Origin of the sequence: Companilactobacillus kimchiensis (genome assembly GCF_001438805.1) — a bacterium.
In the GTDB taxonomy this organism is placed as follows: domain Bacteria; phylum Bacillota; class Bacilli; order Lactobacillales; family Lactobacillaceae; genus Companilactobacillus; species Companilactobacillus kimchiensis.
In genome coordinates this window covers 71,944-85,023 of the sequence record NZ_JQCF01000010.1, presented here as the reverse complement: position 1 = coordinate 85,023, position 13,080 = coordinate 71,944, and the positions used below count along the sequence as shown (strand labels likewise).

12 protein-coding genes are annotated in these 13,080 nt (G+C 36.4%); 9 read left to right on the top strand and 3 right to left on the bottom strand.

Annotated features, from left to right (window positions below; all coding sequences use genetic code 11):
- Nucleotides 1-186: 186 nt before the first annotated feature.
- Nucleotides 187-1,053, bottom strand: coding sequence for a LysR family transcriptional regulator (locus tag IV57_RS06810; protein ID WP_057880756.1), 867 nt, complete (start codon nt 1,051-1,053; stop codon nt 187-189).
- Nucleotides 1,054-1,162: 109 nt separating this feature from the next.
- On the opposite strand from IV57_RS06810, the gene IV57_RS06805 reads away from it, so the two are divergent.
- From IV57_RS06805 to dhaM, 8 genes are all read left to right on the top strand, one after another.
- Nucleotides 1,163-2,047: an alpha/beta fold hydrolase gene (locus IV57_RS06805; protein ID WP_057880755.1), complete on the top strand. Its 885-nt coding sequence runs from the start codon at nt 1,163-1,165 to the stop codon at nt 2,045-2,047.
- Between the two features lie 200 nt (nt 2,048-2,247).
- Nucleotides 2,248-3,609, top strand: coding sequence for an NCS2 family permease (locus IV57_RS06800; RefSeq protein WP_057880754.1), 1,362 nt, complete (start codon nt 2,248-2,250; stop codon nt 3,607-3,609).
- A gap of 282 nt (nt 3,610-3,891) precedes the next feature.
- Entirely contained in the window at nt 3,892-4,734 is an 843-nt protein-coding gene (gene licT, locus IV57_RS06795; protein WP_057880753.1) for a BglG family transcription antiterminator LicT, read from the top strand.
- A 373-nt stretch (nt 4,735-5,107) separates the two neighbouring features.
- Entirely contained in the window at nt 5,108-7,000 is a 1,893-nt protein-coding gene (locus IV57_RS06790) for a beta-glucoside-specific PTS transporter subunit IIABC (RefSeq protein WP_057880752.1), read from the top strand.
- Between the two features lie 14 nt (nt 7,001-7,014).
- Entirely contained in the window at nt 7,015-8,454 is a 1,440-nt protein-coding gene (locus tag IV57_RS06785; RefSeq protein ID WP_057880751.1) for a glycoside hydrolase family 1 protein, read from the top strand.
- Between the two features lie 168 nt (nt 8,455-8,622).
- Nucleotides 8,623-9,615 carry a dihydroxyacetone kinase subunit DhaK gene (dhaK, locus tag IV57_RS06780; protein WP_057880750.1) on the top strand — a complete coding sequence of 331 codons (993 nt, stop codon included), beginning with the start codon at nt 8,623-8,625 and terminating at the stop codon, nt 9,613-9,615.
- Between the two features lie 13 nt (nt 9,616-9,628).
- Nucleotides 9,629-10,216 (top strand): dihydroxyacetone kinase subunit DhaL, encoded by a 588-nt coding sequence (gene dhaL, locus IV57_RS06775; protein WP_057880749.1) that lies wholly within the window; start codon nt 9,629-9,631, stop codon nt 10,214-10,216.
- Between the two features lie 3 nt (nt 10,217-10,219).
- Nucleotides 10,220-10,588, top strand: coding sequence for a dihydroxyacetone kinase phosphoryl donor subunit DhaM (dhaM, locus tag IV57_RS06770; protein WP_057880748.1), 369 nt, complete (start codon nt 10,220-10,222; stop codon nt 10,586-10,588).
- Between the two features lie 45 nt (nt 10,589-10,633).
- Here the strand turns inward: dhaM and IV57_RS06765 are convergent, their stop codons facing one another.
- The gene (locus IV57_RS06765) at nt 10,634-11,353 is read right to left on the bottom strand and encodes an MIP/aquaporin family protein (RefSeq protein ID WP_057880747.1); all 720 of its coding nucleotides are present in this window, start codon (nt 11,351-11,353) and stop codon (nt 10,634-10,636) included.
- A 233-nt stretch (nt 11,354-11,586) separates the two neighbouring features.
- On the opposite strand from IV57_RS06765, the gene IV57_RS06760 reads away from it, so the two are divergent.
- Nucleotides 11,587-12,195, top strand: coding sequence for a sugar O-acetyltransferase (locus IV57_RS06760; protein ID WP_057880746.1), 609 nt, complete (start codon nt 11,587-11,589; stop codon nt 12,193-12,195).
- Between the two features lie 58 nt (nt 12,196-12,253).
- On the opposite strand, the gene IV57_RS06755 is transcribed toward IV57_RS06760, so the two are convergent.
- Nucleotides 12,254-13,048 carry a Cof-type HAD-IIB family hydrolase gene (locus IV57_RS06755; RefSeq protein WP_057880745.1) on the bottom strand — a complete coding sequence of 265 codons (795 nt, stop codon included), beginning with the start codon at nt 13,046-13,048 and terminating at the stop codon, nt 12,254-12,256.
- Nucleotides 13,049-13,080: the final 32 nt, after the last annotated feature.

Genomic DNA, 13,080 nt, shown 5'->3' with positions numbered 1-13,080 from the left:
ATTCTGTTAGTGGTGATACTATCAAGCCTATCTTAGTTATTGATCAAGATTACAAACCTGAAGAATAATATGGGGTGGTTTTAACTTAAATGAATTGAATTTGAAATAATAAATTAGCTATAAAAACTACAATAGATTTTGTGGCTTTTATAGCTAATTTTAGTTAATTTAAAGGAGATGTGATCTTTAAAATATATTAGATAAATTCTCTAACATCTGTTTAATTGCTGGATTCTGCCAGTTATTTCTAGATAATAATTGAATATGTAAATTTGTAGGAATATCAACAGGAATTCTTTTTAATAACTTATTCTGTAATTCATCTTGAATTACAAAATCAGGTAAAAAGGAAAATCCCAAACCATCAATCACGGTTTGTTTGATTGCTGCTAAACTCCAAACTTCCATGGTTTGAATATCGGCGATAGATTTTGACTGAATAAATTTTTCAAAAGCTAAGCGATAACCGCATTCTTTTTCGTTAATGACAAAGTGTTTTTGATCCAGTTCCATTAATTCTCCCCAAGTATCTGGACCATCGATAGAAGTAATTAATGAAAACTCTTGTTTACCAAAGTCATCGATCTGCAATTGTTTATTTTCCCTGAGTGGAGTCCAAAGCATCAGAGCAATATCAGCTTGATCGGCTAACAAACGTTCATGATTTTTGAGACAAGTGGCGTTATTAATAATCAGATTTACTTCAGGATAGTCACGAACATATTGAGAAAAGATTGGTCCTGAACCATACAGCATTAATGATTCGGGAACTGAGATTCGAAGATCACCGGTGATTTGGTGGTGTGATTTTAAAGCTAGAATTTTATCGTAATCAGCTAATACTTGATTGACCAAAGGAATTAATTTTTTACCACCATCGGTCAACTGCATTTGTTTGCCATGAAAAATAAAAGGTGGTTCACCGATAAGAGTAGTTAACTTTTTCATTTGCGCGGTAACGGTAGATTGTGTGTAATTAAGCTGCTGGGCTGCACTAGAGTAGCTTCCAGTTTGTAAAATAGTGCGAAAGGTATTGAGATTTTGAATATCCATTAAATTCACCTATTAAAATTATTGATAGTTTATATTAAAATGTTCAATTTTTATGAACCACATAAGACCATTATACTTATTTCATCGACAAAAAATGAGGTATTTAATAATGATAGAAAAATTTATAACGACTAATGAGTTAAAAATTGCATATGAGGTTGGTGGACCAACCGATGGGAAACCAGTTGTTTTAGTTCATGGATGGCCAGATTGTGCTAGAACTTGGGATGGTATTTTACCAATTTTACATCAAGCAGGATACCAGACTTTTGTGCCTTCATTGAGAGGTTTTGGAAAAACAGAATTTTTGAATACCCAAACTAGACGAACTGGTGGATTCTTAGCTTTCGCCGACGATTTACGACAATTTATTGAAGCATTAAACTTGGGTCCAGTTAGGATTATTGGTCAGGATTGGGGTGCCCAAACGGCTTTGGTATTAAGTAGTCTTTTTGGAGAGCAGTATGTCAAAGCAGAGATTGTTTTATCTGAAGGTTGGAAAAGCTATGATAATTTAACTATCACCCAAATTCAAAATTATTGGTATCAGTGGTACATGATTACGGTTCAAGGCGAACACTATGTTCGTCAAAATAAAGCTGAATTTACTTTACATATGTGGCAAGAATGGAGTCCTAAATATGAAATGGATCCACAAGCCCAAAATGAATTGCTGCAATTTTTTCAAAATAGCGATTGGTCAGATGTGACACTGAATACTTATCGAGAACGTTGGGGCTATGCACCCTTTGACGGCAAGTATGCTGATATGAAGGAAAGATTAGATAAGGTGAAAAAAATCTCAGTTCCGACATTAAATATTTTGGGTAAGGATGATACTTGTACTGATTACAGAATGAATCAAAATATGTCTCAATATTTTGATAAGGGATTTAAACAAGAAATTTGGTCAGGTACAGGTCACTTCATTCAAAGAGAGGCTCCCAAGCGATTAGGAACAATAGCTGCAAAATATTTTGAAAATCAATTATAATATAGCAAAACACGAACTATATCGACCTATCTATCTTGAATTTCATTAAAAAACAAACTATAACATTATATTTATATCAAAATACGAACTATTTAGAGTAAAAATATATAAATGTTTCTATTTCTCTTGTCAAAACCCGAATAATCTGCAATACTATATAAGTTCGAAAAAGAGATTATATTTTCTAAGGGGCGTTTATAATGAATTCATTAGATAATAGAGGGAATTTAAGCTTATTAGAGCGTTTATTCCATCTAGAAGAAGCCAAGACGAGTGTTAGACGTGAGATTTTAGCTGGTTTAACAACTTTCGTTTCAATGGCATATATTTTATTTGTTAATCCTCAAGTTTTGGGAGACTCAGGGATGAACAAAGGATCATTGTTCACAGCAACTGCTTTGACTGCGGTTGTTGGTTCAGTATTAATGGGTGTTTTAGCAAATTATCCGATTGCGATTGCACCAGGTTTAGGGGATAACGCCTTTTTCAGTTATTCTGTTGTTATTGCCATGGGTATTCCTTGGCAAACAGCTATGGCTGGTGTGTTTGTAGCCAGTTTGATTTTCTTAGTTCTATCATTTATGAAGATTCGTGAAGTCGTTATTAATGCGATTCCAAAAGATTTAAAATTGGCGGTCGCCTCAGGACTGGGTATCTTTATTGCCTTTGTTGGTTTACAAGGTGGGGGACTGATTACCGCAAGTAAATCATCACTTGTCGCTATCGGTTCATTCGCAGTGCCAACGACTTGGTTAACGATTGCTGGATTATTAATTACAGCTATCTTGATGGCTCGTAAAGTTCCTGGTTCAATTTTTATTGGGATGGTCTTTACGACCGTACTTGGTTTAGCTACTAAATTGATTCCAGCACCAGCACATATTGTGTCAGGTATTCCTAGTTTGAAACCAACTTTTGGTGTCGGTGTAGCTCATATCGGTGACATCAGAGAACCACAGCTTTGGGCAGTTGTGATCATCTTCTTATTGGTTGCTTTCTTTGATACAGCAGGTACTTTGATTGGTTTGGCTGAACAAGTCGATGTTATGCAAGACGAAAATGGTAAAATGCCAAGAATTGGTCACGCTTTGATGGCTGATTCAATTTCAATGGTTGCCGGTTCAGTCTTTGGTACTACTCCCCCAACAGCTTATGTGGAATCATCAGCTGGTATTGCTGTCGGTGGTAGAACCGGTTTAACTTCAATTACCGTTGGTGTCTTGTTTGCTCTATCAATGTTCTTCTCTCCATTGTTGAGTGTTGTTACAGGAAACGTAACGGCACCAGTACTGATCATCGTTGGTACTTTGATGGCTCAATCAATGAAGGGAATTCAATGGGATAGATTTGAAATTGCGCTACCAGCTTTCTTAACCATCGTTGGTATGCCACTAACTTATAACATTTCCTACGGGATTGCTTTTGGATTCTTGATCTATCCAATTACAATGCTCGCTGCTGGTAAGAGAAAAGAAATCAATCCTATTATGTACGGATTGTTCGTGGTTTTCGTTATCTTACTTTATATTATTAATATTTTGCCAAAAGCTAGTTTGGCATAAAGATAAAACAATTCCGTTATGGAGTTGTTTTTTTGTATATATTTATCTTATTTTTGAAAAATCATAACAGTTGGCATACTAATTATTGACAACGCATACATTAATAACTACAATAATCATTAATGTTGCGTGTTATATCGATAAGATAAGCATTAACAACGGATAAATAGATTAACAATTAAGAGGTATTATTGATAAGGTGTTATCGATTTTGTGATTGAGCATGACTTATTTTTAAAATATCTGCGATTATTAAGTTATTTTTTGAATAGGGGTGACCATTTGAAGATCAAACGAGCTCTGAATAATAATGCTGCAATTGCAACGAATCATAACGACGTTGTTGTTCTTGTCATGGGACCTGGGATAACTTTTGGTAAGAAGGCTGGCGAAACAGTTGATATTACTAAGGTTGAAAAGACTTTGTTCTTGAATGATAAAGAAACGATGAACAAATTTACCGATTTAGTAATTGATGTGCCAATGGATCAGATTGAAGTAGCAGAGCGAATTATCAACTTTGCCAAGATGAAGATTGGCAAAAAGCTTGATGAGATTATCTATGTTAATCTGACCGATCACATTCATATGGCGGTCAAACGTGCTCGTGATGGGGTGTTGTTGAGTAATCCTTTGAAGTGGGATGTAGCTCGGTTTTATCCAGATGAATTTGCGGTCGGAACTAAGGCTGTCGAAGTGATCAATCAGTCACAGCAAGTCAATCTAGCTGATGATGAGGCGGCCTTTATTGCGATTCACTTTATTAATGCTGAGAGTGAAGACAGTTCTCAACAAAACCAAGCCTATGAAGTTACCAAGATCATCAAAGAGTGTGAGGATATTGTTAAAAATTTCTTCAATACTGAATTTGATGAACAATCATTGAATTATTATCGTTTCATCACTCATTTGAAATTCTTTGCCCAACGAGTTTTGCAGGGAAAACATTACGACGATGAAGATGATGATGATTTACTAACAACCTTGGAACATCGATACGCCAAGCCATTTAGTTGCTCACAGAAAATTCAAGAGTATATCTCAGATAAATATGATTTCACGATTACTAGTTCAGAATTATTATATTTGACGGTTCATATTAGCCGTTTAGTTAAAGATTTATAGTTTTAAAGGGTGTTATCGCAGAAGCGAGCATGACCTAGTTAGTTTCTTTCAAAGAAACGATTAGGTCTTTTTTTACGCCTTAATTTTAAAAATGAATTTCATTGTGATTAGTTATGTATTTGTTGATTAACATATAATGTTCCATTTATTAATAGAATCAAAACAGTAAATACACTGGCCTGGAGCAAAAATTGAAATCAGCTAAGTAGTGAGATTATTCTAAGTCAGCGGACTTTGCTGGCTTAGAATAAGGCCAAGCTTGAAGACTCTTAAAAAGAGGCTCCAAGTTGTGCCCACTACGTTCCAGCTGAATTTTAATTTTTGTGGAAGGCGGCAACATTAAGAAAAAATAAAACAATTTGGAGATACAGTCATGAGTGCAAAAGATTCTGCTAAACAGATTTATGACGCTGTTGGTGGGGAAGATAACATTAATTATTTAACCCACTGTGTAACACGTTTACGATTCAGGTTAAAAGATGAAAGTAAAGTTGACGACGAAAAAGTTAAACAGATTCCTGGCGTTATGGGAATAAATCATCAAAATGGCCAATACCAAGTAATTATCGGTAATGCTGTCTCAGATTTTTATAATGAAGTTGTTAAATTAGGTAATTTTCCAACTGACGAAAGTGCTGATGCTACTGAGACTGATGATAAAGAATCCAAGGGTAATTTATTTGATCAATTTACCAGTTTCATTTCATCATGTATGTCACCATTAATTCCAGCGTTGATCGGCGGTGGGATGATCAAGGTTATCTTGATTCTCCTAACGACTGTCGGTTGGATGAGTACGAAGAGTCAATCATATACGATTATCAGTGTTTTCGGTGATGCGCCATTCTACTTTTTACCAATCGAATTAGCTATTACTGCTTCAAAATATCACAAGGTTAATCAAATGATGGCCGTAATTGCTGGTGCCATTTTGATTCATCCTAATTTCATTTCACTAGTCAATTCTGGAAAAGCTATCCATTTGATGGGTTTGCCAGTTACTGCGGCTAGTTATTCTAGTTCCGTTATTCCAATTCTATTGATTGTTTGGGCTATGAAATATTTGGAGGCTTTCTTAGAGAAAGTAGTTCCTGCTAATTTCAAGAGTATTCTCAAACCATTGCTTGAAATTTTTATTGTCGGTGTCGTTTCACTTGTTGTTATTGGACCTATAGGTACATGGGCCGGAGAATTATTATCAGGTATCGTACTCTTGATTCAAAAACACGCTGCTTGGTTAGCAATGCCTTTGATGGCTGCCTTTATGCCATTGATTGTTATGACCGGGATGCACTGGGCTTTCGCTCCAATTTTCTTGGCTGCATCATTTGCTACACCAGATAGTTTGATTCTTCCAGCAATGTTGGCTGCTAATATCGGTCAAGGTGCCGCTAGTTTAGCTGTGGCCTTTAAGACTAAGAATAAAAATACTCGTCAAATTGCTTCTGCCGCTGCTATTTCAGCGTTATTAGCTGGTGTTACCGAACCGGCTTTGTATGGTGTTACTTTGAAATATAAGAAGCCACTTTATGCCTCAATGATTTCTGGTGCTATTGCCGGGTTATTCATGGGAATCGTCAACTTGAAGTCATTTGCCTTCGCGGTTCCTTCAATCCTATCAATTCCACAATTTGTTAACAAAGCTATTCCAAGTAACTTTATTTATGCTTTGATCGTCATCGCAATTGCCTTTGTTTTGACATTTGTTTTGACCTTAGTCTTTGGTTTTGATGAAGGAACTGTTCCTGTAACTGCAACTGTTTCTGATAACGATAATGCTACCAACGATTCAAAAATTGCTTCAGGTACTAAAGAAACTAAGAAAGTATTTAGCCCAGTTAAGGGTGAACAAATTATGCTTGATAGTGTCAATGATCCAACTTTTGCTCAAAAATTATTGGGTGATGGGATTGCTGTTATCCCTGAAGAGGGTAAGTTCTATGCGCCATTCGATGGTGTCGTTGAAACAGTCTTTCCAACCAAACACGCCATCGGTTTGAAGGGTGACAATGGTATTGAGTTATTGATCCATATTGGTTTGGATACCGTTGAACTCAAAGGTGCCCCATACGATGTTAAGGTTAAAGCTAACCAACGTGTTAAGAAGGGTGACTTATTAGTCATCGCTGACTTAGAGGCTATCAAGAAGGCTGGTTATGACATCGTGACACCAGTTATCGTGACTAATACTAAGGAATTTGTTGAGATTGTACAAAGTGATAAGACTACGGTTGATAATGATACTGTTTCATTCTATGCCGTTTAAAAAGGAGAATTATTATGACTGAATTTCCAAAAGGATTTTTATGGGGTGGTGCGACTGCCGCCAATCAATTAGAGGGTGCCTACAACGAAGATGGCAAAGGTTTGTCAATTGCCGATGTGTTACCTGGTGGTCCTGAACGGTTTAATCTAGTTAACCAACCCGATTTCAATTGGACCATGGACGATAAGAAATATACTTATCCTAATCACAACGGAATTGATCATTATCATCGTTATCAAGAGGATATTAAATTATTTGCCGAGATGGGTTTCAAATGTTACCGTTTTTCAATTGCTTGGAGTCGAGTTTTCCCTAATGGTGATGAAACTGAACCTAACGAAGCTGGGTTAGAATTTTACGATCGTTTGATTGCAGAATGTTTGAAATATGACATTGAGCCGGTTATTACTATTAGTCATTACGAAATGCCACTACACTTGGTTACCGAGTATGGCGGCTGGAAAAACCGTAAATTGATTGGATTTTATGAAAGATATGCGTCAGTAGTTTTGAATCGTTATGCTGATAAAGTTAAGTATTGGATGACTTTCAACGAAATCAATTCTGCTTTACATTTTCCCGTCATGGGTCAAGGCTTGGTTAAGTCAAACGGTGGCGATAAGATGCAAAATATTTATCAAGCTTGGCATAATCAATTTGTTGCAGGTGCAAAGGCTGTTAAAATTGCCCATGCAATTAGACCAGATATTCTGATTGGCTGTATGTTGTTGTATGCGACAACTTATTCTTACGATGCTAATCCGGTTAATCAATTAGCTGCTTTGAAAGAGAATCAAGCCTTCAATCATTTCTGTGGTGATGTTCAAGTTCGTGGAACATATCCTGCCTATACAGAATCAGTGATGAATCGTTATGGTTTCAGTTTCAAAGATCTTGATGTGACTGCTGATGATCTAGCTGTTCTTAAAGAAAATCCAGTTGATTATATTGGCTTTTCTTACTACATGTCAACAGCTATCAATGTTACTGACAAGAAATTAGCAACTGCTAATGGTAATCTAGTCGGTGGTGTTAAGAATCCGTTCCTAGAAGCTTCTGACTGGGGCTGGCAAATTGATCCGACTGGATTGAGAATCGCTTTGAATGAATTGTATAATCGTTATCAAAAACCAGTCTTTGTTGTTGAAAATGGTTTGGGTGCAATCGATAAGCCTGATAAAAATAATTTTGTTCAAGATGATTATCGAATTGATTATCTTCGTAAGCACATCGAAGCGATTGCTGGTGCGGTCGATGATGGTGTTCAAGTTATGGGCTATACACCTTGGGGCTGCATTGATTTAGTTAGTGCTTCAACTGGTCAAATGAGTAAACGTTATGGTTTCATTTATGTTGATTTAGATGACAATGGTCAAGGAACACTTAATAGATACAAAAAAGCTTCATTTAATTGGTATCAAAAAGTTATTGAGTCTAATGGACAAGAATTGTAGATAGATCCTTATTAAAAAAAGAGAATTTGCCTCGAAGGTATTCTCTTTTTTTATGTCTGTAATAACTTATTAATATTATGATGTCTTGTTTTTATGCTAATGAACGTCTGCAATAAATTCATGGATAAAGTATAATGATAATTGTAAACGTATACAAGGAGGGCAAGCATGAAGAAAATTATTAATAATGTCGAGGATATTGTGCCAGAAATGATTTCTGGTTTAGTGAAAACTAATGCTGATTTGGTCAAGCAGATTGATGGGACAACTGCTGTGGTCAGAAATGACGCTAAGTTTAAAGAACAAAAACAGGTTGGAATTGTCTCCGGTGGTGGTAGTGGTCATGAACCATTGCATGCTGGTTATGTTGGTGACGGAATGTTGAGTGCTGCCGTTGCGGGTGAGGTCTTTACTTCACCAACTCCAGATCAAATTTATGAAGCTATCGAAGCAGTTGATCAGGGTCAAGGCGTTTTATTGGTTGTGAAAAACTATTCAGGAGATGTTATGAATTTTGATATGGCTAAGGAAATGGCTGAAGCCGATGATATCGAAATTAAGACAATTGTTGTTGATGATGATATTTCAGTGAAAAATAGTGAGTTTACGCAGGGCAAACGTGGAGTTGCCGGAACTGCTTTAGTTGAAAAAATTGTTGGAGCTGCTGCTCGTTCAGGTATGAATTTAGTTGATGTTGCTGCCTTGGGACAAAGGGTGATCGATAATACTAAGACAATCGGAATTGCCTTACATGCTGCGACAGTACCTGCTGTTGGTCATCCTGGTTTTGAATTGGCCAATGATGAGATTGAATATGGAATTGGGATTCACAATGAACGTGGCTATGCCGTCGAGAAAATCAAGCCATCAAAGGAATTGGCTCACGAGTTGATTGAAAAGATTCTCAGTGAATTCCCAGATCAAACAGGTTCCTTTGCCATTTTAGTTAATGGTATGGGGGGAACTCCCTTGATGGAACAATATATTTTTGCCAATGATGTTCTAAAAGAATTAGTTGATAAAAATATTACAGTTGGTTTTAGTAAGGTTGGCAATATGGTTACTTCCCTTGATATGCAAGGAATTTCTTTGACAATCATGAAGGCTGATGCTGAATGGATCAAATATTTGAAGGAACCAGTGACAACAATCGCTTGGTAGAGAGGAAAATTTGATGAAGATAGAATTAATAAATGCAAAAAAATGGATCGATTTATTTGTTGAAAAATTGGAAACTAATAAAGTGGTATTAAATGAATTGGATACTGCGATTGGCGATGGGGATCACGGTACGAATATGAATCGTGGGGCTGAAGCTATCAGTGCAGCCTTTGCTAAAAAGGAACCTGAAAACTTAGCTGATTTATATAAGACGACTGCCTTTGCCATGATTCAAAAAGTTGGTGGTGCTTCAGGTCCTTTGTATGGAACGGCCTTTTTAGATATGTCTAAAGCTGTTAAAACAGACAATCTAGAGTTAGGCGACTTAATCAAAGTTGGGACTGATGGTCTTAAACGTCGCGGTGAATCAGATTATGGCATGAAGACAATGATCGATGTTTGGCAACCAGTTAGTGAGGCTTTGTCAGAGGATAAATTTAACCAGCAAGTAATCACTGATGCTTTAGTAAAATCTAAAGAATTGGTGGCTACTAAAGGACGTGCCAGTTACTTGGAGGAAAAGTCTAAGGGTCACATTGATCCCGGTTCTCAATCAAGTGCTTATTTATTTGAATCTTTGCTCGAAGTTATAGGAGATTAAATTATGAAATATGGAATTGTAATCGTTTCTCATTCATATGATATTGCCCAAGGAGTTAAGCAACTAATTTCGCAGGCAGCACCAGATTTATCGATCACGACTGCTGGAGGAACGGAGGACAATGGAATTGGTTCTTCTTTGGAGAAAATTCAGAAGGCTGTTGATGACAACACTGGTGATGAAATTTTGGCCTTTTATGATCTCGGCAGTTCAAAGATGAACTTGGAAATGCTAATGGAAATGACCGACCGTAAGATTCATAAATATGATGTAGCTTTGGTAGAAGGTGCCTATACGGCGGCTACTTTAGCCCAAGTTGATTCGCCGTTAGAGACAATCGAAAATAATCTAAAGGCTTTAACCATTAAGTAAAAAAATATCTCCCAAGCTTAATTTCAGCCTGAGGGATATTTTTAATTATGGAATTAATAAGTATAACAAGGCACCAACTGCGCCACCAGCCAAAGGTCCTAAAATAGGAACCCAACTGTATGACCAATCAGAATCACCTTTGTTGGCAATTGGTAAAATTTGATGAGCAATTCTAGGTCCTAAATCTCTGGCAGGGTTAATGGCATAACCAGTTGTTCCACCAAGTGAGAAGCCAATCGCAGTGATCAATAATCCAACAACCATTGGATTTAAACCTTCAGTAAATTTGCCTCGAGTAAAGGCTAATAAGGCGAAAACTAAGACGAAAGTGCCGATAAATTCACTGATAAAGTTAAAGAAATAATTTCTGATTGCTGGTCCAGTGGCGAAAACTCCCAAAATAGCTTGGGAATCTTTAGTTTCTTGCCAATGTGGATAATAGTTGATCCAGACAATTACTGCCCCAACGATTGCTCCTAATATTTGAGCAATGATGTAAGGGATAACTGATGACCAGGGGAAAACTCCGGCAATAGCCATACCTACGGTTACAGCAGGGTTCAAATGAGCGGGACTCAAGAATGCTGAACAGTAAATTCCTAAAGTAACAGCTAGTCCCCAACCAAGAGCAATGGCAACCCAGCCAGTACCCTCAGCTTTAGATTTTTTTAAACTAACGGCAGCAACGACGCCGTCCCCTAATAGAACTAAAACTAATGTCCCGATGAATTCACCGAGCAGTTGCAATATTAAACTATCTTGCATATATTAAATCTCCTTATGTTAAATGAGTGCGCTTACAGCTTTTTAACTATTATACATAGGAGTAGGCAAGAAAACCAAGTATTTTGGTCATAGAATCATTATTTGTTCGACATTTTAATTACTAGAAATTTTGTGACATAATTTAGAACTTTTAAATTTTAAAATTGTATCCATTTACATTGAAAAATTGTTATCCTGTAACTAGTTAATTTTAGAAAATATGAGGTATTAGTATGCGTTCAGAAAAAGAAAAAATGTTGGCTGGCGATTTATATATTGCCCATGATCCTGAATTACGAGTAGATTTCCATCGAGCTAAGAAGTTAGTTCGAGAATACAATCACACTACAGAAGATCAAACTGATGAGCGAAAAAGTATTATTCAAAAACTTTTTAAGCAGAGTGGAACAGGCGTTTATCTGGAACCACCATTTTATACTGACTATGGTATTCATACCGTAGTTGGTGATAATTTCTATGCTAACTATGAAACGATTATTCTTGATATTGCGGAAGTAAAAATTGGCAACAATGTTTTCTTTGGACCACGAGTTGGACTTTATACGGCCGGACATCCGATTGATGCAGTTATTAGAAATGAGGCCTTTGAATATGGTAAACCAATTACGATTGGTAATGATGTTTGGGTTGGCGGCAATGTTGTTATAAATCCAGGTGTAACTATCGGTAGCAACGTGATAATCGGTTCCGGATCCATCGTGGTTAAAGATATTCCTGATAATGTGATTGCTGTAGGAAATCCTTGTCGGGTTCTTCGAAAGATAAATGATAGTGACAAAAAATATTGGGAATTAGAAAAACAAAAATATTTTGAAAATTAGACATAAAAAAAGGCGTATGGTCAATGACCGTACGCCTTTTATCGTCAAAAAATGAATTTTAAAGCTCAAACATTTCCTCTAAATGTTGAATTACACCTTGTTGATTATTGTCGACTGTTTCGTATTTAGCAGTCTGATGTACAATTTCGGAAGCATTTTTCATAGCCACACCATGACCAACGTAACGGAGCATTTCAAGATCATTACCACCATCACCAAAAGCACACATTTCTTCAGGTTTGATGTTGAGTAATTCGGATAGGTACTTTAAACCGGTAGCCTTATTAACATCGGCACGAATAACGTCGATATCACCATGGCCAGAAGTGACAATAGAAACCTCTGGCCCAATTAAATTAGCCAATTTATCCATATAGGCTTCAGTTTCAGTTGGTGGACAACTAAGTGAGAATTTCAAAACTTTGTCATTGATAGTTGCTAAATCAGTGACGCTTTTGATTTCTGGGAAATAAAAATTACTCATTTTAAAAAACTCAGGTGTAGCAGTATCGAGTACGTAAGCTGATTTTTGACCGCTGAAAACAGTTTGAATATCAGGTAGACTGTTAAGAATTTTGATTGTTTTTTGAGTTAATTCATCATCAAAAACATCTGTCCGAAAAATTTTATCATGACTACCGACTAAAGCACCGTTTTCAGCAACAAAAAGTGTTTGAGGGAAATCCTTAAAGAAGTTTCGTAATTGTCGGTACTGATTGCCACTGGCAGATACGAATTGAATTTTATTTTGGATCATATAGTCATAAACTCGACCAAAACGTTCCTTATCAAAATGTTTATCATCGGTTAAAAAAGTACCATCCATGTCAGTTGCAACTAATTTAATTGTCATTGTAAATCCCTCTCCAATTTCAAATTGATCCT